The organism is Pseudarthrobacter sp. efr-133-R2A-89 (genome assembly GCF_030209315.1).
Taxonomy (GTDB): Bacteria; Actinomycetota; Actinomycetes; order Actinomycetales; family Micrococcaceae; genus Arthrobacter.
The window spans coordinates 393,257-414,413 of sequence record NZ_JARVSE010000001.1; the positions used below are offsets into that span (position 1 = coordinate 393,257).

Annotated in this window: 21 protein-coding genes; 6 read left to right on the plus strand and 15 right to left on the minus strand. The window is 65.7% G+C overall.

What is annotated here, in order from left to right:
- Nucleotides 1-7: 7 nt before the first annotated feature.
- From yajC to pdxT, 6 genes are all read right to left on the minus strand, one after another.
- Nucleotides 8-403 carry a preprotein translocase subunit YajC gene (gene yajC, locus QRM95_RS01785; protein ID WP_018761450.1) on the minus strand — a complete coding sequence of 132 codons (396 nt, stop codon included), beginning with the start codon at nucleotides 401-403 and terminating at the stop codon, nucleotides 8-10.
- A 209-nt stretch (nucleotides 404-612) separates the two neighbouring features.
- Nucleotides 613-1,698, minus strand: a complete 1,086-nt coding sequence (ruvB, locus tag QRM95_RS01790; protein ID WP_018761451.1) for a Holliday junction branch migration DNA helicase RuvB — start codon at nucleotides 1,696-1,698, stop codon at nucleotides 613-615.
- Nucleotides 1,691-2,335: a Holliday junction branch migration protein RuvA gene (ruvA, locus tag QRM95_RS01795; RefSeq protein ID WP_285246180.1), complete on the minus strand. Its 645-nt coding sequence runs from the start codon at nucleotides 2,333-2,335 to the stop codon at nucleotides 1,691-1,693. Before ruvA ends, ruvB begins: the two co-directional genes overlap by 8 nt.
- 89 nt (nucleotides 2,336-2,424) lie before the next feature.
- Nucleotides 2,425-3,003: a crossover junction endodeoxyribonuclease RuvC gene (gene ruvC, locus QRM95_RS01800; protein ID WP_018761453.1), complete on the minus strand. Its 579-nt coding sequence runs from the start codon at nucleotides 3,001-3,003 to the stop codon at nucleotides 2,425-2,427.
- 35 nt (nucleotides 3,004-3,038) lie between these two features.
- Nucleotides 3,039-3,794, minus strand: a complete 756-nt coding sequence (locus QRM95_RS01805) for a YebC/PmpR family DNA-binding transcriptional regulator (RefSeq protein WP_018761454.1) — start codon at nucleotides 3,792-3,794, stop codon at nucleotides 3,039-3,041.
- Nucleotides 3,795-3,797: 3 nt separating this feature from the next.
- Nucleotides 3,798-4,508, minus strand: coding sequence for a pyridoxal 5'-phosphate synthase glutaminase subunit PdxT (gene pdxT / locus QRM95_RS01810; protein ID WP_109044531.1), 711 nt, complete (start codon nucleotides 4,506-4,508; stop codon nucleotides 3,798-3,800).
- A gap of 90 nt (nucleotides 4,509-4,598) precedes the next feature.
- Here pdxT and QRM95_RS01815 point away from each other — a divergent pair, with 90 nt between their 5' ends.
- Both QRM95_RS01815 and QRM95_RS01820 read left to right on the plus strand, forming a co-directional pair.
- Entirely contained in the window at nucleotides 4,599-5,891 is a 1,293-nt protein-coding gene (locus tag QRM95_RS01815) for a Mur ligase family protein (RefSeq protein ID WP_285246181.1), read from the plus strand.
- The gene (locus tag QRM95_RS01820) at nucleotides 5,888-6,643 is read left to right on the plus strand and encodes a type 1 glutamine amidotransferase (protein WP_109044529.1); all 756 of its coding nucleotides are present in this window, start codon (nucleotides 5,888-5,890) and stop codon (nucleotides 6,641-6,643) included. The genes QRM95_RS01815 and QRM95_RS01820 overlap by 4 nt, the downstream gene beginning before the upstream one ends.
- A 28-nt stretch (nucleotides 6,644-6,671) precedes the next feature.
- On the opposite strand, the gene QRM95_RS01825 is transcribed toward QRM95_RS01820, so the two are convergent.
- Entirely contained in the window at nucleotides 6,672-8,033 is a 1,362-nt protein-coding gene (locus QRM95_RS01825) for a ferredoxin reductase family protein (RefSeq protein WP_285246182.1), read from the minus strand.
- 163 nt (nucleotides 8,034-8,196) lie between these two features.
- Here QRM95_RS01825 and QRM95_RS01830 point away from each other — a divergent pair, with 163 nt between their 5' ends.
- Entirely contained in the window at nucleotides 8,197-10,209 is a 2,013-nt protein-coding gene (locus QRM95_RS01830; protein ID WP_285246183.1) for a M3 family metallopeptidase, read from the plus strand.
- Between the two features lie 219 nt (nucleotides 10,210-10,428).
- Here QRM95_RS01830 and pdxS read toward each other — a convergent pair whose 3' ends face one another.
- The 6 genes from pdxS to QRM95_RS01860 form a co-directional block, all read right to left on the minus strand.
- Nucleotides 10,429-11,355: a pyridoxal 5'-phosphate synthase lyase subunit PdxS gene (pdxS, locus tag QRM95_RS01835; RefSeq protein ID WP_026264497.1), complete on the minus strand. Its 927-nt coding sequence runs from the start codon at nucleotides 11,353-11,355 to the stop codon at nucleotides 10,429-10,431.
- A gap of 137 nt (nucleotides 11,356-11,492) precedes the next feature.
- Nucleotides 11,493-12,116 carry a phosphatidylinositol phosphate synthase gene (gene pgsA / locus QRM95_RS01840; RefSeq protein ID WP_285246184.1) on the minus strand — a complete coding sequence of 208 codons (624 nt, stop codon included), beginning with the start codon at nucleotides 12,114-12,116 and terminating at the stop codon, nucleotides 11,493-11,495.
- Entirely contained in the window at nucleotides 12,106-12,693 is a 588-nt protein-coding gene (locus QRM95_RS01845) for an HIT family protein (RefSeq protein ID WP_285246185.1), read from the minus strand. The genes pgsA and QRM95_RS01845 overlap by 11 nt, the downstream gene beginning before the upstream one ends.
- 18 nt (nucleotides 12,694-12,711) lie before the next feature.
- Nucleotides 12,712-14,721, minus strand: a complete 2,010-nt coding sequence (thrS, locus tag QRM95_RS01850) for a threonine--tRNA ligase (RefSeq protein ID WP_018761463.1) — start codon at nucleotides 14,719-14,721, stop codon at nucleotides 12,712-12,714.
- A 126-nt stretch (nucleotides 14,722-14,847) separates the two neighbouring features.
- A complete protein-coding gene (locus QRM95_RS01855; RefSeq protein WP_285246186.1) occupies nucleotides 14,848-18,339 on the minus strand; it encodes a DNA polymerase III subunit alpha in 3,492 nt (1,163 codons plus the stop codon).
- A complete protein-coding gene (locus QRM95_RS01860; RefSeq protein WP_285246187.1) occupies nucleotides 18,336-18,659 on the minus strand; it encodes a DUF6504 family protein in 324 nt (107 codons plus the stop codon). The genes QRM95_RS01855 and QRM95_RS01860 overlap by 4 nt, the downstream gene beginning before the upstream one ends.
- A gap of 132 nt (nucleotides 18,660-18,791) precedes the next feature.
- On the opposite strand from QRM95_RS01860, the gene QRM95_RS01865 reads away from it, so the two are divergent.
- A complete protein-coding gene (locus QRM95_RS01865) occupies nucleotides 18,792-19,181 on the plus strand; it encodes a hypothetical protein (protein ID WP_285246188.1) in 390 nt (129 codons plus the stop codon).
- Nucleotides 19,182-19,189: 8 nt separating this feature from the next.
- Here the strand turns inward: QRM95_RS01865 and QRM95_RS01870 are convergent, their stop codons facing one another.
- Nucleotides 19,190-19,510: a chorismate mutase gene (locus QRM95_RS01870; RefSeq protein WP_285246189.1), complete on the minus strand. Its 321-nt coding sequence runs from the start codon at nucleotides 19,508-19,510 to the stop codon at nucleotides 19,190-19,192.
- A 19-nt stretch (nucleotides 19,511-19,529) separates the two neighbouring features.
- Here QRM95_RS01870 and QRM95_RS01875 point away from each other — a divergent pair, with 19 nt between their 5' ends.
- Nucleotides 19,530-19,952: a VOC family protein gene (locus QRM95_RS01875; RefSeq protein WP_285246190.1), complete on the plus strand. Its 423-nt coding sequence runs from the start codon at nucleotides 19,530-19,532 to the stop codon at nucleotides 19,950-19,952.
- Between the two features lie 27 nt (nucleotides 19,953-19,979).
- Here QRM95_RS01875 and QRM95_RS01880 read toward each other — a convergent pair whose 3' ends face one another.
- Nucleotides 19,980-20,741, minus strand: a complete 762-nt coding sequence (locus QRM95_RS01880; RefSeq protein ID WP_285246191.1) for an SOS response-associated peptidase — start codon at nucleotides 20,739-20,741, stop codon at nucleotides 19,980-19,982.
- Nucleotides 20,742-20,872: 131 nt separating this feature from the next.
- On the opposite strand from QRM95_RS01880, the gene QRM95_RS01885 reads away from it, so the two are divergent.
- The gene (locus QRM95_RS01885; RefSeq protein WP_018761469.1) at nucleotides 20,873-21,130 is read left to right on the plus strand and encodes a mycoredoxin; all 258 of its coding nucleotides are present in this window, start codon (nucleotides 20,873-20,875) and stop codon (nucleotides 21,128-21,130) included.
- Nucleotides 21,131-21,157: the final 27 nt, after the last annotated feature.

Consider the following 21,157-nt stretch of genomic DNA (forward strand, 5'->3'; position numbering starts at 1 on the left):
AGCGGGCCTAGCTGTCCTTCTTGCCCTCGTCGTTGAGGCGCTTCAGGGTTTCCTCGGGAGTCTCGGTGCCCGTCACTGGGCTGCCCGTCTCCGGGGTGGTGAGCGAGGAAGCATCGTCGGGGACGGCAGGCGAGGCGGCGGCCGGCTCAGCTGCAGGCTCGACCACCTTGGTCACCGCTTGGCGGTGCACGGTGGCAAGGTTTCCGGGGGACAGTTCAAGGGTGACCTTGTTCTCTGCTTCGTCGATGTCCACGATCCGGCCGAAAAGGCCGAAGCTGGTCATGACCTCCACGCCCGGGGCAAACTTCGACTGGAGCTCTGCCTGCTGCTGCTGCGTCTTCTTGTTGCGGCGGAACATCATGAAGATGAAGACGCCGAGCATGACGAACAGGAGAATTGACATTGGATCCAAGGGGAATTCCGTTCTTTTGCGTGGGTGTTGCCGGTTTTCCAGCGACGTCGGCCTCGCTTCAGCCGGGGCGGGAAGTAGATGCAGGCAAAGCCTGACGGTTCCTTCCCCAAGCGACGGAGGCGTCAGGGCCACCGGCGAAACAAAGCGCCGAACGTGCCGGGCGTCATACCAGTCTAAAGGGAAAAGCTGAAGGCAGCCTGCTATTGGCCTTCCGGGGCCCATTCGCCGGCGCCGGCGGCTTCTTCCCCGGAATCGAAAAGGTCCAGCTGTTCCTGCGCGAAGACTCCCGACGGGATGGCGTAGCCCAGGTGCGTCCAGGCGGGCGCCATGGCGATCCGGCCGCGGGGGGTCCGCCCCAGCAGGCCCTCGCGGACCAGGAAGGGTTCCGCCACCGTCTCCACGGTTTCGGTTTCTTCACCGACGGCGATGGCGAGCGTGGACAGGCCTACGGGGCCGCCGCCGAACTTGGTGATCAGGGCCTCAAGGACGGCCCGGTCCAGCCGGTCAAGGCCCTTCTTGTCCACTTCGTACATGTCCAGGGCGGCTGAAGCTGCCCGTGAGTCGATCTGCTCGATGCCGTGCACCAGCGCCCAGTCCCGGACCCGGCGCAGGAGCCGGTTGGCAATGCGGGGGGTGCCGCGGGAACGGCCTGCGATTTCGGCGAAGCCCGCGGAGTTCACTTTCAGGTCCAGCAAGCCGGCGGAGCGCCGCAGGACCAGCTCAAGTTCGGGAACGGAGTAGAACTCGAGGTGGCCGGTAAAGCCGAACCGGTCCCGGAGCGGTCCCGGGAGCAGCCCGGCCCTGGTGGTGGCACCCACCAGGGTGAACGGCGGGAGTTCCAACGGAATGGCGGTGGCGCCGGCGCCCTTGCCCACCACGATGTCCACGCGGAAGTCTTCCATGGCCATGTAGAGCATCTCTTCTGCGGGCCGGGACATGCGGTGGATTTCGTCCAGGAACAGCACCTCGCCCTCCGACAGGGAGGACAGGATCGCAGCAAGGTCGCCGGCATGCTGGATGGCGGGGCCGCTGCTGAGCCGCAAGGGCGCATTCATCTCCGCGGCAACGATCATGGCCAGCGTGGTCTTGCCGAGGCCGGGAGGCCCCGAAAACAGCACGTGGTCCGCCGTCCGCCCGCGCATCCGGGAGGCCTGCAACACCAGGGACAGCTGCTTGCGGACCCGGTGCTGCCCAACAAAATCATCGAGGTTCTTAGGCCGCAGCGCCGCCTCGATGGCCCGCTCTTCCGGCTCCTCCCCCGCCGCAACCAGGGACGGTTCAGCCACGGCTGCCTACGCGGTTGCCTGCCCGGGCACCGTCCTGGCCCAACCAGCGGAGCGTGGTGCGCAGGATCTCCGGAACATTGCCGCGGAAGGAGACCTCGGGTTCGTCGGCCAAGGCCTTCTCGATGCTGCCCGACGCGTCTTTTTCAGACCAGCCAAGGCTGGTCATCGCCGCGATTACCTGCGGCTTCCAGGCGGCCTCGGCGGGGGTTGCGGCACCGGCCGAGGGAGCGGTCCCGTGCGGAACAAGCTTGCCGGCCAGCTCCAGCACGATCCGGCCCGCCACCTTGGGACCGATCCCCGGAACCTTGGTGAACGTCTTGCTGTCCCCCGTGTGCGCGGCGACGCGGATAGCCTCCGGCTCATGGACCGCCAGCACGGCAAGGGCAAGCCTGGGTCCGACCCCGCTGACACTGAGCAGGACGTCGAAAACCTCGCGTTCGTCGTCGGAGGCGAAGCCGAAAAGCGTCAGCGAATCCTCCCGTACGATCAGTGACGTGAAGAGCTGCCCCTGTTCACCCACCTGCAGCCGGCTGAGGGTCTGCGGCGTCGCGTTCACGCTCATGCCTGCGCCATTGAGGTCGATGACGGCCGTGGACAGGCCGACGTGCGCTACGGTTCCGCGGAGGAAACTGATCAAGGCCGGGCTCCCGTTGTATCGCCGGCCTCGCAGTGAGCACCCGGCTATCCGAACATATCTACGAATACCCTAGCAAGCGGCAGGGACATTCAGCGTGCGCGGCGCGCCTTGGCCTCAGCTTCGGCCCACGCCCGCTGGGCCGGCGTCAAGGACGAACTGCCCGGCCCGGTGGTCGCCACGGCCGCACCGCTCCCGGCCCGCCACGCGTGGGTGATGGCCAGAGCCAGCGCGTCGGCGGCATCAGCCGGCCGCGGCGGCGCCTCGAGGCGGAGGATCTTGGTGACCAGCTTGGTCACGGCGTCCTTGTTGGACGAACCGCTCCCGGTGACCGCCGCCTTCACTTCCGACGGCGTATGGAGGGCCACCGGGATGCCGCGGCGGGCGGCCGCCGCGATGACGACGCCGGACGCCTGCGCCACGCCCATGACGGTGCTGACGTTCAGCTGCGAAAAGACGCGTTCGACGGCGAGGACCTCGGGTTCGTACCGGTCCAGCCACTCGTCGATGGCGGTGGCGATCACCAGCAGCCGCCGGTCCAGCGATTCCTCGGGCGAGGTGCCCACCACACCGACGGCCACCATGGTGGCCCTGCGGTTCCGCTCGACGTCCACCACGCCGATCCCGCAACGGGTCAGGCCGGGGTCGACGCCCAGGACGCGGAGCGTCAACGCCGGTGCCGGGTCTTAGTTGGCAAGGCGGGACGTCACTCTGATTCCAGGGCAGCCTGGACTTCGTCGCTGAGGTCGGCGTTGCTGTAGACGTTCTGGACGTCGTCGAGGTCTTCGAGGGCGTCTGCCAGCTTCAGGAACTTCCGGGCGCCGTCGACGTCGAGTTCCACCTGCATCGACGGGACGAACTCCACCTCGTCGGTGTCGTATTCGATGCCGGCTTCCGTCAGCGCCTCGCGGATGGCCTGCAGGTCACCCGGTTCCGAGTGGATCTCGAAGGTCTCGCCGTTGTCCTTCACTTCCTCGGCGCCTGCGTCCAGCACGGCCATCAGGACGTCGTCCTCGCTCAGGCCGTTCTTGGGCAGGTTAACCACGCCCTTGCGCGTGAAGAGGTAGCTGACCGACCCGGGATCGGCAATGGTGCCGCCGTTGCGGGAGATGGCCAGGCGGACCTCGGAGGCCGCGCGGTTCTTGTTGTCCGTGAGGCACTCGATCAGCAGCGCCGAGCCCTGGGGGCCACGGGCCTCGTACATGATCTCGGTGTAGTCCACCACTTCGCCGGTGAGGCCGGCGCCGCGCTTGATGGCGCGATCGATGTTGTCGTTGGGGACCGAGGTCTTCTTGGCCTTGGTTACCGCCAGTTCCAGGCCCGGGTTGCCCGCGAGGTCCGGGCCGCCCATCCGGGCGGCTACTTCGATGTTCTTGATCAGCTTGGCGAACGACTTTGCGCGGCGGCTGTCAATGATCGCCTTTTTGTGCTTGGTCGTCGCCCATTTGGAGTGGCCTGACATGCTTTACGCTTCTCCTCTGATCATGCGGATAAAAAGTTCGTGTACGCGTTTTTCGCCAGTCACTTCCGGGTGGAAGGAGGTGGCCAGCAGCTGGCCGGAACGCACTGCCACAATTCTAGCCGCCCCGGGCAGCGGGACGGCGTGGGAGGCGTGCTCCGGGTCCGCCGGCTCAACCTGGGCGAGGACTTCCACTCCCGGGCCCACCCGCTCCACCCACGGGCCGCGGATGAAGACGGCGTGCACAGGGGCCACCCCGGATTCGGTGGCGCTGAAGTCCAGCCCCTTGAAGTCCAGGTCGGTTTCGAAGGACTCCCGCTGGCGCCCGAACGCGTTGCGGCGGACGGTGATGTCCAGTCCTCCGAATGTCTGCTGCGGGGCGCCGGAGAGATCGGTTGCGGGATCCGCGATATCCGAGGCGAGCAGGATCATCCCGGCGCACGAGCCGTAGACGGGGAGCCCTTCGGCGATGTACTTCCGGAGCGGATCGGCGAGCTCGAAGGCCCGGGCGAGCTTGTCGATGGTGGTCGATTCTCCGCCGGGGATGATGAGGCCGTCCAGGCCGTCCAGCTCCCGGGGGCGCCGCACCGGCACGCCGCGGGCGCCGGTGGCCTCGGCCGCATGGAGGTGCTCGCGGAAATCGCCTTGCAGGGCCAGGACACCGATCCGCAGGCCTGCTCCCGCGCGCGCAGGAGCCGCTGAAGGGGGATTTGTCATCCCTCCAGCATACGGCCAGGCCCGCGGCCCGCGGTCCGGCAGCACCTTTCCGGCTGCGGTTGCATGCCGTTGCTGGGATATATTCAAAACATGGTCTTCTTCAGTGTTCCGCTCGGCAAGCTGGTCCGCCGGGTATCCCGGCTTCGGGGCGGCGGCTCGGCCCTGCCGGGCCTGGTGGTCGAGAAAATCGATCCCGGGTTCATGCGGCGGACGCTCAGCACCCTCCCCCACGGCGTGGCCGTCGTCAGCGGCACCAACGGCAAGACCACCACCACGAAAATGGTGGTTGAACTGCTCGAAAGCCAGGGTCTGAAGGTTTTCACCAACCGCACCGGCAGCAACTTCACCCGCGGCGTGGCGGCGGCGCTCCTGGGCGAAGTGGACTGGCGTGGCCGGCTGGACGCCGACGTCGCGGTGCTGGAACTCGACGAAGCCCACGCGGTGCACTTCGTGAACAGCGTCCCGCCCCGCTACTGCCTGCTGCTGAATGTGCTGCGCGACCAGCTGGACCGCTTTGGCGAGATCGACAAGACCGCCCAGCTGCTCCAGCACATCGCCGCCAAGACCACCGGAACCGTTGTCCTGAACCGTGAGGACCCGCGGGTGGCACGCATCGCGGACACCCTCACCGGCCAGGAGGTCAAGTACTTCGGCCTGGACGAATCGTTGCTGGGAACCTTTCCCAACGACGACGACATGCGCGCAGCCCCCGGCAGCCCTGCTCCGGCGGCCCTGCCCGCAAAGCCGCCGGCCGACGTCGTACTGCTGAAGGTGGGCGCGGACAGCGCCGAGTTTGCGTACGACGGCGGAACGGTCACCACGGCGATGAAGCTGCGGGGCGTATACAACATCTTCAACGCCGCGGCGGCATTGACGCTGGCCCGCAGCATTTGCGGCGGCGGCGCCGCCACCGCCAACCACGCCACGTTGTTGGAGGCGCTCTCCCGGGTGGCGCCCGCGTTTGGACGCGGCGAAAGCCTGACCGTCGATGGACTGCCACTCGACCTTGTCCTGGTGAAGAACCCGAGCGGATTCCGGCTGGGGCTCAAGTCCTTCCCGGCCGGCGGGTATGCCACCATGATCGCGATCAATGACAACTACGCCGACGGCCGGGACATGTCCTGGCTGTGGGATGTGGAATTCGATTCGCTCCGGGCCGAAGGTGTTGACCAGCTGACCGGTTCCAGGGCCTATGACATGGCCCTCCGGCTGCAGTACGACGACGTCCGTATCGGCGCTGTCCAGCCCGAGATCGCCCCCGCGCTGGCGGCTTTCATCAGGGAAGGACGCGGGAAGCCCAAGCGGATCTTCTGCACATACACCGCCATGCTGGCCATCCGCCGTGAGCTGGCCAAAATCACCACCGTGGAGGTTGTCTCGTGAACCCAGCCGAAGCCTCGACCGCTGCCGCTCCGTCCAAGGGCACGCTCCGCGTGGTGCAGCTCTACCCGCGGGACATGAACATTTACGGCGACTGGGGCAACGCCCTGGTCCTGCAACGCAGGATCGCCTGGCACGGCTACACGCCCGATGTCCTTGAATACAACGTGGGCGATCCTTTTCCCGACAATGTGGACATCATCGTCGGTGGTGGCGGCCAGGACAGCGGGCAGCTGGTGATCCAGGACGATCTGCAGGCCCGGGCCGGCGAATTGCGGGAACTGGCCGAAGAAGGGGCGCCCATGCTGGTCATTTGCGGCCTCTACCAGCTTTTCGGCCGCTTCTTCAAGACCCGCACCGGTGCAGTGATTCCGGGCATCGGCATCCTTGACGTCGAAACCCACGGCACGGACGAGCGCCTGATCGGTAATGTCAAGGTGTCAACCAGCGAGTTCGGCGAAGTCCTTGGCTACGAAAACCACAGCGGGCAAACCACCCTGGGCAGCGGGGTCAGGCCCCTGGGCACGGTTCCCAAGGGCACAGGAAACAACAGCACTGACGGCCACGAAGGTGCCCGGTACCGCAATATTGTGGCAAGCTACCTGCACGGTTCCCTGCTGCCGAAGAACCCGGCCATTGCCGACTTTCTGATCCGGACCGCGGCAGAACGAAAGTTCGGCAGCTTCTCCCCCGGAACACCGGACGATGCCTACGCTGTCCTGGCGCGGGAGCACGCGGCCCGCAGGCCCCGCTAAAGTCACTGCCCCACGCGGGCGCCGCCGCCTAGCGCCATTGGAAATACTCGCGGTGGATGTTGGCCCGGCGGACTCCGGCTGCCCGGAAGGCCATCCGGAACTGGCGCAGCATGGTGTCCGGGCCGCCCATGAACACCGACAGCCTGCGTGGTTCGGTGCCCACGGCTTCCAGGACCGACTCAGGGGTCAGGCGGCCGTCCGCCGCGGTGTCCACCATGTGGACCAAAAGCCGCGGATGGTTCCTGGCGACGGCGGCGATCTCGTCGGCGAACGGGGAGGGTCCCGCCGACGTGACGAAGAAATGGACGTTTTCATTCAGTTCCCCGTCGAGTGACCGGAGCCAGCTGAGGAACGGCGTGATGCCCACGCCGCCGGCGATCCAGACCTGGTCAACGGTGCCGCGGTGCCGGTCGAAACGTCCGTAGGGGCCGCCGACCACCGCCGGCATCCCCGGCTGGATGACGTCCGGAAGCCTGGTGGTGTGGTCCCCCAGAGCCTTCACCGTGATGCTGATGCCGCCCTCGCCCGCGGGCCCGGAAATGGAAAATGGATGCCGCTGCCAGCCTTCTGCCGTTTCCAGGTAGATCATGGCAAACTGCCCGGGTTTGAAACCCAGGGGGCGGCCCAGGGGACGGAGGGCCACCTCCACCAGGTCCGCAGCGACCGTCCGGACGCCCGATACCTGGTAATCGTGGTGCGGCAGGAAGTGGCGGGAAAGCAGCTCCCGATAGGCATAGAACGCCAGACCCGTCGCCCCGATGGCCACGTAGCTCCACCGCAACGCGGGGGCCGCCTCGAAGGCGCTGGCATCCAGCAGGCCGTGCAGGAATCCGGCAGCCACGAACAGTCCGGTCAGCCGGTGGAAGCCGCGCCAGCGTTCATAGCCACCGAGCACGCGGCCTGCCAGTTGGAAGGCCCGGGTTTGCAGCGAGGCGATGACGACGCGGCGGGCGGCCGCCGGAAGCATGGTCCGCCACCGCGGGAGGATGGCCCACACCACCAGCGCCATAAGGCCGCAGATGGCCACCACGGCCAGCATCTTGCCCAAGCTGGTGGCCTCGGGGCTGGCCGCAAATTCAATGTGCGGCAGCAACAGGACAGTTGCCGTGATTGCCGCCCTCCGGTGCCAGATGGCCGCGTGGTCAATTCCGCCAAAAATCGGTTCGACGTGCGGGAGCGTGCTGACCAGGACCAGGGCGATCGAGTACAGCAGGACCGACTCCCCGCCGAAAAGCTGACCCACGTAGCCAAGGACAGGTTCCCCCGCCGGACGCACCGCGTACCAGAACAAGGCGTACGCCACTGCCAACACCAGCACCGCCCCGGGACCCATCCAGCGGAGGGGCATTCCCAGGATGGCGGCCCGTGGCCTCTTGGCAGGCTTGGTCATTGGCCGGATCCCTTCGTGGTGGCAACCTGCTGCGGATCCAGGCAAAGGACACGCAAAGTGCGGGCCGTTCGTGGCACGCACTCGCAATTCTAGGGAGGGCCACGCGCCGCAGCCGCCTTTTCGGATAATTGAGAAGCGTGGCCTGCTGTGAAAGGTTTACCCCATGACGAACCCGCTGCTGACCCCGAGTCCCTTGCCGTATGGCCTGCCGCCCTTTGCACTCCTCACCGCTGAGCACTACGGGGAGGCCGTCAGGGCAGGGTTGGCGGAACACGTGCGCGAGATCAACGCCATCACAGACTCTGAAGAGGCCCCGACCTTCGAAAATACTGCACTTGCCATGGAGCGCTCGGGGCAACTGCTGAACCGGGCGGCAGCTGCCTTCTTCACGCTGGTTTCCGCCGACGCCTCGCCGCGGATCAGGGAACTGGAAACGGAACTGTCGCCGCTCCTGTCAGCCCACCAGGACGAGATATATCTCAATCGGGCCTTGTTCGACAGGTTTTCCGCGATCGACACCGACCGCCTCGACGCCGAATCAGGCCGGCTGGTGGAGGAATACCTCAAGGAGTTCCGCCAGTCCGGCATCCAGCTGGACGACGCCGGCCAGGAACACCTGCGGGCCATCAACGCCGAGCTGGCCCGGCTGGGCACCGAATTCGGGCAGCGCGTCAAGGAGGGCATGAAGTCCGCGTCGCTGCTCCTGGACGATGCCGCCGAGCTCGCGGGGCTGCCCGCGGACGACGTCGCCAGCGCCGCGGAGGCGGCCCGGGCTGCCGGCCACGAGGGGAAGTTCCTGCTGACCCTGATCCAACCCAGCAACCAGCCGGCCCTGGCCGCACTGGAGAACCGGAAGGTGCGCCGCCGGCTGCTCGAAGCCTCGATCGGCCGCGGCAGCGCCGGGGGCAGCCTCGATGTGCTGGACCTCGTCAAGGACATGGTCCGGCTCCGCGCCGAAAAGGCCGCCCTGCTCGGCTTCGCCAACTTCGCCGAACTCAGCGTGGACCAGCAGACCGCCCCCGATTTCGAAGCCGTCCAGGCCATGATGAACCGGCTGGCACCGGCGGCGGTCCGGAACGCCGACGCCGAGGCGGACGCCTTGGCCGAGGTCGCCGGGCACCCACTGGAGGCCTGGGACTGGGCCTACTACTCGGCCCAGGTGAAGCGCGAGCGGTACTCCGTGGACGAGCAGGCACTGCGGCCCTACTTCGAGCTGGACAGGGTGCTGACGGACGGTGTGTTCTTCGCCGCCACCGCGCTGTACGGCATCACGTTCCACGAACGCACCGACCTCGCCGGCTACCACCCCGATGTCAGGGTCTGGGAGGTCAAGGACGCCGACGGCACGGGCCTGGGCCTCTTTCTGGGCGACTACTACACCCGCGAGTCGAAGCGGGGCGGGGCCTGGATGAATTCCCTGGTGGAGCAGTCGGACCTGCTGGGGACCCGTCCCGTGGTGATCAACAACCTAAACATCTCCAAGCCGGCGGCCGGCGAACCGACGCTCCTGACCCTGGACGAGCTGCGTACCACCTTCCACGAGTTCGGCCACGCCCTGCACGGCCTGTTCTCCTCAGTCACCTACCCCCGGTTCTCCGGAACGTCGGTGCCGCGGGACTTCGTCGAGTATCCCTCGCAGGTCAACGAGATGTGGATCATGTGGCCGGAGGTGCTGGCCAACTACGCCCGGCACCACGCCACCGGTGAGCCGCTGCCGCAGGAAGCGGTGGACAAGCTCGACGCCGCCGCGCTCTGGGGCGAGGGCTTCGGCACCACCGAATACCTGGGCGCCGCCCTGCTGGACCTGGCCTGGCACGTCCTGGAGGAGTCCGAGGTCCCCGACGACGTCCTGGAATTCGAGGCGAAGGCCCTCGCCGCCGCCGGCGTCGCGCACAGCCTGATCCCGCCCCGCTACCGCACCGGGTACTTCCAGCACATCTTCGCCGGCGGCTGGTACGCAGCGGGCTACTACTCCTACATCTGGAGCGAGGTGCTCGACGCCGAGACCGTCGAGTGGTTCAAGGAGAACGGCGGCCTGTCCCGGGCGAACGGGGACTTCTTCCGCACCGAACTGCTCTCCCGCGGCAACAGCCGCGACCCGATGGAGTCCTTCCGGGCCTTCCGCGGCCGGAACGCCCGGCTCGACCCGCTGCTCAAGCGCCGCGGCCTGGAGTAACCCCTGACCTTAAAGAAGTACGACGCCGGTCCCCCACCGAAAGAAGGTGAGGAACCGGCGTCGTCATTACTTAGGTGAGGCGACCACCAGCGACAGGCGGGGGTGATCCGGCAGCACGCGTAAAAGGGGCCCCGCGCCCCGACCAGCGACGAAGCCGCCAAACGAGGCGCGGGGAATAGCGCGCCGAGGATGGCGCCGTCCCTCGCCCCAGGCAGGGAGTTACCAGCCGCGTTCGGCCAGGCGGTGCGGCTGGGGGATTTCGTCGACGTTGATGCCCACCATGGCTTCGCCCAGGCCGCGGGAGGCTTTGGCGATGACGTCGGGGTCGTCGAAGAAGGTGGTGGCCTTCACGACGGCGGCCGCGCGCTGGGCGGGGTTGCCGGACTTGAAGATGCCGGAGCCGACGAACACGCCGTCGGCGCCCAGCTGCATCATCATGGCGGCGTCGGCCGGGGTGGCGATGCCGCCGGCTGTGAACAGGACGACGGGGAGCTTGCCGGCGGCGGCGACTTCCTTGACCAGTTCGTACGGGGCCTGCAGTTCCTTGGCCGCGACGTACAGTTCGTCCTCGGGCAGGGCAGCCAGTTTGGCGATCTCGGAGCGGATCTTGCGCATGTGGCCGGTGGCGTTGGAGACGTCGCCGGTGCCGGCCTCGCCCTTGGAGCGGATCATGGCCGCACCCTCGTTGATGCGGCGCAGGGCCTCACCGAGGTTGGTGGCACCGCAGACGAAGGGAACCTTGAAGTTCCACTTGTCGATGTGGTTGACGTAGTCGGCCGGGGTCAGGACCTCGGACTCGTCGATGTAATCGACGCCGAGGGACTGCAGGACCTGGGCCTCGACGAAGTGGCCGATGCGGGCCTTGGCCATGACCGGGATGGACACGGCGTCGATGATCTGGTCGATCATGTCCGGATCGGACATGCGGGACACGCCGCCCTGGGCACGGATATCGGCCGGAACACGCTCCAGCGCCATGACTGCCACGGCACCGGCGTCTTCGGCGATGCGGGCCTGCTCGACGTTGACGACGTCCATGATGACGCCGCCCTTGAGCATCTCGGCCATGCCGCGCTTCACGCGGCTGCTGCCCGTGACGCTGTTCGCGGAGGAACCGGCCTCGTTGCTTACATCAGGTGTAGACACAAAAACCCCTATGGGTAGACAGATGATCTTCGCCGGGCATGCGGCGGCAGCTGCCGGAGGTGCACGCACGGATTGCCGGGTCGCTTGACCGGGCACTTATATACTAGTCCCCCGCCGCACGGCAGACTTAATCATGTCTAATCTGCGGGCGTCGGCTCTGCCAACGCCTGCCGGCGCACGGAAGTGATCCGCTGGACTACCGTCACAAGGCTGGCCGCCGCGAGGAGGACCAGTGTTGCCAGGAGCACCACCGCGGGGAGGCCCAGCCCCGTGAGGCCGGTCACCACCAGGACGGACACCAAGCGTTCGGCCCGCTCCGCGATCCCCACATTGGCGGTGAACCCCAACGACTCGGCCTTGGCCCGGGCGTACGAGACAACCATGCCCAGGACAAGGCAGACCAAAGCTGCCGTGGCGATGATGACATTGCTGCCGCCGGTGTAGAACCAGACGGCAACCCCGGCAAACAGCGCGCCATCGGCAACCCGGTCCAGGGTGGAGTCAAGGAAATTGCCCCAGCGGCTCTTCACGTCCTGCATCCGGGCCATGATGCCGTCCAGGACGTCGGAGAAGATGAAGGCCGTGATAAAGAGCGTTCCCCAGAAGAGCTGGCCCAGCGGGTAGAACACCAAGGCCCCCACCGCCACGCCGAGGGTTCCTGCGATGGTCACTGCGTCCGGGGACACGCCCATCCGAAGCAGCCACCGGGCCAGCGGGGTGAACAGTGCGGTGAAGAATCCGCGGGCGTGCCTATTCAGCATCCGACTCCCCGGGCCAGGCCTGAGCCACTTGTTGCCGGACCTCGTCCAGGGTCTGGGTGATGGCCTTGGTCTGGGCAATGATCGGGAAGAAATTGCCGTCGCCGCCCCAGCGCGGAACGATGTGCTGGTGCAGGTGCGCGGAAATGCCTGCTCCGCCGACAACGCCCTGGTTCATGCCGAGGTTGAAGCCGCCTGGATTGGATACCTTGCGCAGGACCCGCATGGCCGTCTGGGTGAGCTCGGCGAATTCGGCCGTTTCCTCAAGGGTCAGGTCCGTGTAGTCAGGGATGTGCCGGTAGGGGCACACCAGCAGGTGGCCGGGGTTGTAGGGAAACAGGTTCAGCACCACGTAGCAGGTCCTGCCCCGGTAGACGATCAGCGCTTCTTCGTCGGTGCGGCCGGGCCCGGTGCAGAAGGGGCAGTCGTCTTCGTTCTTGAACTGGTGCTGGCCGCCCTTGATGTAGGCCATGCGGTGCGGAGTCCACAGGCGCTGGAAGGCGTCCGGGACACCGGCGAGGTCGAAGTCGTCGGTAACGCCGGCATCACCTGGATACCCTGCGCCTGTGTTCTCCTGCACTCTGCTGTTTCCGTTCGGCTAGCTGGTCCGGTTACGGACGGCTTCGGTGATCCGCTTGACCGCTTCGGCCACGGGCACGCCGTTGTCCTGGCTGCCGTCGCGGAAGCGGAAGGACACGGCTCCTGCTTCCGCGTCGTCGCCGCCGGCGATGAGCACGAACGGAATCTTGTCCTTGCTGGCCGTGCGGATCTTCTTGGGGAACCGGTCCGAGGAGGTGTCCACCTCGGCGCGGATTCCCGCCGCCTTGAGCTCGTCGACGACGTCGAACATGTACTCGTTGAAGGCCTCCGCCACGGGAATGCCCACCACCTGGACCGGGGCCAGCCAGGCGGGGAACGCGCCGGCGTAGTGCTCGGTCAGGACACCCATGAACCGCTCCACGGATCCAAACAGGGCACGGTGGATCATCACGGGGCGCTGGCGGGTTCCGTCCGCAGCCTGGAATTCGAGTTCGAACCTTTCGGGCAGGTTGAAGTCCAACTGGATGGTGGACATCTGCCAGGTCCGGCCCAGCGCGTCCTTGGCCTGCACGGAGATCTTGGGACCGTAGAACGCGGCTCCGCCCGGGTCCGGCACCAGTTCGAGACCGGACTCCTGCGCCACCTCGGCGAGGGTCCTGGTGGCTTCCTCCCAGGTGGCGTCGTCGCCCACGTACTTCTCCGGGTCCTTGGTGGACAGCTCCAGGTAGAAGTCGTTCAGTCCGTAGTCCTTGAGCAGGTCCAGGACGAAGGTCAGGGTCTTGGTGAGCTCGTCCTTCATCTGCTCGCGGGTGCAATAGATGTGGGCGTCGTCCTGTGTCATGCCGCGGACGCGGGTCAGGCCGTGCACCACGCCGGACTTCTCGTACCGGTACACCGAACCGAATTCGAACAGTCGAAGGGGCAGTTCGCGATAGGACCGGCCGCGGGCGCGGAAGATGAGGTTGTGCATGGGGCAGTTCATCGGCTTCAGGTAGTAATCCTGGCCGGGCTTGCGCACGGTGCCGTCCTCATTGAGTTCGGCGTCCACGTGCATGGCCGGGAACATGCCGTCCTTGTACCAGTCTAGGTGCCCGGAGACCTCGTACAGGTGGCCCTTGGTGATGTGCGGGGTATAGACGAACTCGTAGCCGGCCTCGACATGGCGCTGGCGGGAGTAATCCTCCATCTCCTTGCGGATGATGCCGCCCTTGGGGTGGAACACCGGCAGGCCGGAGCCAAGCTCGTCCGGGAAGGAGAACAGGTCAAGTTCGGAGCCAAGCTTGCGGTGGTCGCGGCGTTCGGCCTCGGCAATGCGCTCCTGGTAGGCCTTCAGCGCGTCCTTGGTGGGCCAGGCGGTTCCATAGATGCGCTGGAGCTGCTGGTTTTTCTGGTTGCCCAGCCAGTAGGCGGACGAGGACCGGGTCAGCGCGAAGGCGTTGGAGATGAGCTTGGTGTTGGGCAGGTGCGGGCCACGGCAGAGGTCGCACCAGACAGTGGTGCCTTCCTTGCGCTCCACGTTGTCGTAGATGGTGATGTCACCGGCGCCGACCTCGACGTTCACGCCCTCGCCGGCCTCGGCGGCGCCGTCCTTCTTGCCGAGCAGTTCGAGCTTGTAGGGCTCGTCCTTCATGGCTTCGCGGGCCTCGTCCTCACTGACCACGCGGCGGACGAATTTCTGGTTCTGGTTGACGATCTTGAGCATCATCTTTTCGAGGGTCTTGAGGTCCTCAGGGGTGAAAGGCTCGGCAACGTCGAAATCGAAGTAGAAACCGTCGGTGATGTAGGGGCCGATGCCAAGCTTGGCGTCGGGACGCAACTGCTGCACTGCCTGCGCCATCACGTGCGCAGTGGAGTGGCGAAGGACGTTCAGGCCGTCGGGCGAGTCGATAGTGACGCCCTCCACCTCGGCGCCCTCGGGAAGTTCCTGGTCCAGGTCCTTCAGTTCGCCGTTGACGCGGGCTACAACAACGTCACGGCGCTCAAAGAAGAGTTCCGCACCGGTTGTCCCGGTAGTCACCTTGGTCTCTTCGCCATCGACGAGAAGGGTGATCTGCTGGGCATCTGACACGGGTGTCTCCTATTCAAAGTTCAGGCTTCATAGCTTGTGGCGTACGGGGACCACAGCCAGCCATCGTCAATGCTATCGGTTCCGGCTGGGGCCGACCAACGCGGCAGGTGTTGCCCGGGGCGGGGTTCAGCCGCTGAAACCGGTAATGGCCAGTGCCCTGCTGATGCCGTCAAGGGGATGCGGACCATCCGAGTCCGGATGCGGTGTTGATTCCGGGAACGGCAAAGTCGCTGTCCTGGACAGGTCCCAGGCCATGCTCGCGCTCAGGCTGATGCCCCGGGGGCCGGTCCTTCGGGTGGTGCCCCGGATTAACAGCAGACGGGTGCCAAAAAGGAGGGGTCCTGCACTTTCCTGGGCTTCATGGAAGAAAACTGAGTCCACGCAGCCTGTGCCGTCGTCGATGCTGATGAACACAACCCGCCTGCCGCCGCGCATGGGAGGGGTTTGGGTTGCCACCCGCACACCGGCTACCAGGACCTCGGTGCCGTTGCGCAGGCTGAGGAGTGAGTCTGCTGTGGTGACACCGAGCCTGTCCAGCAAGGGCCGGTGGCTGTCCATCAGGTGGCTGCTGACATCGACGGCCATGAGATCGAGTTCGGCCCTGACATTCTCCACCAGGGTGGGTGCCGGCAGTCCGGGTTTGATGTTCCTCAGTTCAACATCCCCCAGTGGTAGGGAAAGTTGCCCTTCCAGGACTTCAACGCCCTTCCGCGCCCCTTTGCCTGCTTGGAGTTGTTGGAGGTGCTGCACAAGATCGGCCCGGTTTGCGTGACCTCCCGCTTCCCGGTGCAGTGAATCGAAGGCACCCAGCTGGGCGAGGCGCCTGATGCTGGGCTTGCTGAGCCGCGAGCGTGCCCTGAGGTCCGCCAAAGAGTCGTAGGGCTGTCCGGCGACAATCCGCTTCAATTCTGTCGCTGAGAGCCCGTAAATACCGTTCAGGCTCAATCGGATGCCCAATTTTCCTTGGTCCTTGCCTTCCTCCACCCGTTCCACCCGGTACTCCGCCTGGCTGCGGTTGATGTCCAGCGGCAGGATGGGGATGCCAAGACGCCGGGCTTCGGCAACCAGCAGCCGCTTGGGATACATTCCCGGGTCATGCTCCCAGAGCCCGGCAAGGAACGCTTCCGGATGGTGGGCCTTGAGCCAGGCCGACTGGTAGGTGGGCACGGCAAAGGCGGCACCGTGGGCCTTGCAGAAACCAAAGCTGCCGAAGGCCTTGAGGGTTCCCCAGACCTTGTCCACCACTTCAGGAGCGTAATTGCGGGCACGGGCTTCGCGGCGGAAGAATTCCTCCACCGCAGTCTCCAGCGCTTCGTTGCCCAAGGCGCGCCTGAATTCGTCCGCGCGGGCCAGCCCACAACCGGTCATGACATTGAAGGTCTTGAGGATCTGCTCATGGAAGACCGTCACTCCATGGGTTTCCTGGAGAACGGGCTTGAGGTCCGGGTGCGGATACACCTCCGGGGCGAACCCATGGCGGTGTTCGAGGAAGGGACGAACCATGTCCGATTTCATGGGTCCCGGCCTGAACAAGGAAATGTCGATAATGAGGTCATTGAACTCCCGGGGTGCCAGCTTTCCAATCAGTTCCCTCTGGCCTGGGGATTCAATCTGGAAACACCCGAGGGTGTGGGTGCTGCGGATCAGCTCATAGGTTGGTTCGTCATCGAGGGGGACGGAGTTGAGGTCGATCCTGCCGTCAGCGGCGATGTAGTCAGGTCCGCTGCCATCCGGACCTGCCGGGTGGCGGCCCGCAGCCACCACCTCGGCCTTGGACGGGTGCAGGCGGATCACTTCCCGGACCGCGAAGGCCATGGCGCTCTGCATCCTGACGCCGAGGACATCGAGCTTGAGCATTCCCATGGGATCCATGTCGTGTTTATCGAACTGGCTCATGGGCAGGCCCAAGCCGCTGGGCTGGACCGGGGTGCGGTCACGGAGCGTGGCATCTCCCAGGATGACCCCGCAGGGGTGCATCGAGATGTGGCGGGGCAGCCGGTCCAGCCGCTCGGTCAGGTCCACCAGCAGGTCCAGTTGCTGGTTTCCGTCGGCGTCTTTGTGCTCCACTCGGCCTGCGAACTCCTTAAGCTCGGGTTTTTCCTGCAGCGCTTCCCGGAATTTCCTGGCAGAGAACCGCCACAACTGCTTGGCGATCTCCCCCACCTCGTTGTCGTCCATCCCCAGCGCCATCCCGGCGTCGCGCACTGCCCCGCGGGCCCGGTAGCCGTTTTGCATGCTCATCAGGGTGACGCGCTCTGATCCGAAGCGTTCGAAGATTTGGCGGTAGACGTTGTGGCGTTCAGCGCTTTCTACGTCGATGTCGATGTCCGGCAAGGTGGCACGGTCGTTGGAGAGGAACCGTTCAAAGATGAGATCGTGCTGCAGCGGATTTACGTGGCTTACCTCGATCAGGTAATTGACCAGGCTGGACGCCCCGGACCCACGGGCTGCCGCCCTGACTCCCATGTCCTGGATCATCCGGGATACCTCTGCGACAGTCAGGAAGTAGGACGAGAATCCCAGGTTCCGGATGATCCCCAGCTCATGCTCAAGCCGTGCCAGCATTGTTTTTTCGTCGTGTCCGCCGATCCCCGGGAACCGCCTGCCGATTCCGGCATGGCACCGCTGGATGAGTTCCATATGAGGATCCCGGGTGATGCCAATGACTGATGCCTCCGGCACTACGGGTTGCTTCCATCCCATGTCCGAGGCGGGGTCCATCCGGCAGAGGTCGGCGAGCGCCTCGGTTTGGGCCATCAGCTGATTGAGGTCGGCGGCCCCATACCCTGCCGCGGAAATGATTTCCTTGGCCAGGCCGAGCATCTGTCCCGCGGTTTTCAGCCACCCCTGGCCGGTGGGCTGGAGCAGCGGTTCCCCTGCCAGCTCCGGCAGGGACTTCAGCGTCCGGGCAGAGTCCAGGACATCCGCGGTAGGCGCCCCGTCCGCAGCGCAATACCGCACCGCGTTGCTGAGGATGGCGGGGACGTGGTGTTCTTCGGCGAGCCGGAGCATGCGGACAGCATGGGCCGTGCTGAGGGGAAAGCCGGGCGCGCTGAGCTGGGAGACGATTTCTGCAACGACGGTTCCCGCGGGCATGGCATCCAGCCATTGTTTGAAAAGGGTTCGGGGGCGAAGGTAACGCCGTCCCCCCATGGCCCTGCCGACGTCGGAATCCGGTCCAATCAGGACGGTCAGCACCGGCTTGAGCGTTGCAGGGTCGAGGGTCCGGGAGGCCAATTCGGCACGGGTGACAGCCACCGGCACTGTTCCCCCGGCCTTCCCGGAGGTCCTGGCGTGGGCATCGGAAACCAGCCGACACAATGCACGGTACCCCGCGCCATTGTTGTGCCCGCGGGCGAGCACCACCACCCGCCCGGCTACCTGCGTGCGGTGGTCCCCTTCGTCGTCGAAGACCGCAAGGTCCACCCCCACGATGGGGTCGATGCGCGCAGCCATGCAGGCTTTGAGGTGCTTGATGGTGCCGTACAGGCCGTCCCGGTCGGTGCAGGCCAGGGCAGTGGCGCCGTCGCTTGCGGCGGCCTGGACAAGTTCCTCCGGCCAGGAGACGCCGTAATGGGCGCTGAATGCTGTGGAAACGTGAAGGTGGGTGAAGCTCATGCTGTTCTGGGGCGAAGGGCGTCATGGATCCGCAGCAGCCGCCACCGGCCGCTGCCAACATGCCGGGTGAGGTCGAGGGTCAGGGGTTCTGAAGCATTGTTCGCGTCAGCGGGAAGCACCTGGATGCGCCAGATTTCGTGGTCCACCACGCCTGGGCCGCTTCCCAGGGGAGCCCTGGCGTCTTCAGCCCACCACTGCCGGCGTTCATACCACCGGACAGGTTCGGCGCAGATGAGGTAGTCCCGGCCTGCCCACGTTAACGATTCAGGCTGCCCGGAGGTGGAACATGCCACGTCAATGGACTCGCTGAACATGCCCATGCGCGCCTCCCGGACGATACTCCCCAAATGCTTGATTCGAATATGTGTTCGAATAAATAAAGTCTACGCCGGGGAGCCGGCAAAACATAGGCGGGGGTGGACGGACCGTGCGGCAGGGAGCAGGATGATGGCATGAGTACCGATGACGCACTCCTGAAGCAGGCAAGCATCAAGACCCAGGACTCCACTCTGGTGGCCACGTTCAATATTGATGGCGCCATTCCGGGGTCCGGCGCCTACGTGGTGGGCTTGATGGGAGCCACGCCGGACTATTCAACGCAGCGGCGGCTGTGCATTGAATTCATGAACGGGGAGGCCATTGCCTGCTACGCGTTCAACCGGGACCAGGGAATCGAGGAAGACTACGACCTGTCCGGCGTATCCCACTCGGACAGCACCATCACCGGGAGCTTTCCCGCCACGGCCTTGAACGGGCTCGGGAAAGGTCACGTCCTGTCAGCCTTCAGCGAGGCGGACGGACGGGAGTTCCAGCATGGGGTTCCGGTGGAGGAAACCCTGTAGGGGTTTCCTTAGCTGTTTTCCTTATGGATCTTCAGTTCGAGTTCAATGAACGCGGAGATCATGGCCCGGTAGGTTGACTCGACGATGTCCGGGTCAATGTCTTTTTTCTCCGCCGCGGCCCGGACGTGCTCGATGATCCGCTCCACCCGGCCGGGAGCCCGCACCTCGGCGTCGTCGCCTTTGAGGGTGCCGGCGATCCGGATCAGCCGCTCGCGGCGGGCGATGAGGGTGACGATCTGGTCATCCACCTCATCGACTGCGACCCGGACAGCTGCGAGCTGTTCCTTGTCGGCCTGGGCATCCCGTTCGTTTCCTTGAATTGTCGCCATCTTCTGACAGTATCGAAGCATGGAGCCAAGAGTCGACTTTATCTCCCTCGGCGTCCGCAGCGTTGACCGGTCGCGGGCCTTCTACATCGACGGCCTTGGCTGGCCGGTCCACCGTGAGGTTGCCGGGGAGGTGCTGTTCGTCCAGGTGAACCACGGGCTGGTGCTCTCGCTGTGGGACGTCCGGCAGATGCAGGCGGAGGCAGGCGTCAGCCCGCCGGACGGGGTTCCCTGCATCACCCTCAGCCATAACGTGGGGAGCGCCGGGGACGTGGACCGGGTCATGGAAGAGGCTGCAGCGGCGGGGGCAGTCATCATCGCCGAACCCGTCACGCAACCCTGGGGCGGCTACACGGGGTACTTCGCGGATCCTGACGGGTTCCGCTGGGAAGTCGCGTACAACCCCAGCTGGACCGTGGACGACGCCGGCACGGTCACCGTGTGACGGCGTCCGCGCCCCTGGCAGGGGCTGCTAGAACAGTGCCTCCACAGGGCGGATCAGGTCCGGTCCGTTGTTGCGGACGTTCCCCACGTCTTTGCCCACGGACTCCACGTGCCAGTCGGCGGCAGCTTCCTTGACCCCGGCCCGCACCAAGTCCACAAGGGCGGCTGCGTCGTCAGCCTGCGGGTCCAGCCAAGCCTGCGTGGTGGCTTTGTCCATGGGCAGGGGCACGCGGTCGTGCAGTTCCGTCAGCTTCCCGAAGATGGTGGATTCAGTCCCGGGCGGTGGGGTGTCCGCCGTGAGGATGGATGTGGACAGCAGCCAGCGCCCTGGTTCCCCTTCCGGAATGGACGGGTCCTTCCACCACTCGTACAAGCCGGCGAATACCAGCCCGTGGTCCTCACCGGGGTGCACATAATAGGGCTGCTTGGACTTCCCGGGCCCTTGCTTCCATTCGTAGTACCCGTCGGCGGGGACGGCGCAGCGGCGTGACTTCACGGCCTTCCTGAACGCAGGCTTTTCCAGCACCGATTCGCTGCGGGCGTTGATCATGCGCGACCCGATCCCGGGATCCTTGGCCCAGGAAGGGACCAGGCCCCAGCGGGCCACATGCAACTGCCGTACCTGCCGGGCCCCTGCAGCATCCTCCACCAGCCGCTCCAGGACGATGGGGACGGCGTCCGTTGGCGCTACGTTCCACGACGGCGGGATGCTGACCTCATCCTCCAACTCGGCGTCGAACTCGGCCAGCAGGTCCCCCACGGCGCGTGCCATTACGTAGCGTCCACACATGGGACCAGCATGCCACCGCCGCCACATACTGTCATGCAGCCGCCCCGCCGCCCCGGAAAGTCCGGGAATACCGGCGGCCACGCTACCGTTGACCGTAAGGAAACCTTTCAAGCGACGTTTAGGAGATCCGCGTGGACTTCACTCCCGAATCCGGCACCATCACCATGTTTTCCACTACTTGGTGCGGCTACTGCAACCGGCTGAAGAAGCAGCTGGACGCAAAAGGCATCGGCTACACGGAAATCAACATCGAAGAGGTGGACGGCACCGCCGAACTCGTGGAGAAGCTGAATGGCGGCAACCGCACCGTTCCCACCGTCCTGTTCCCGGACGGCTCCGCTGCCACCAACCCGTCGGCTGCTGAGGTCCAGAGCAGGCTCGCTGCCTAAGCGGCAGGAGACAGCCGGCTTCGCGCC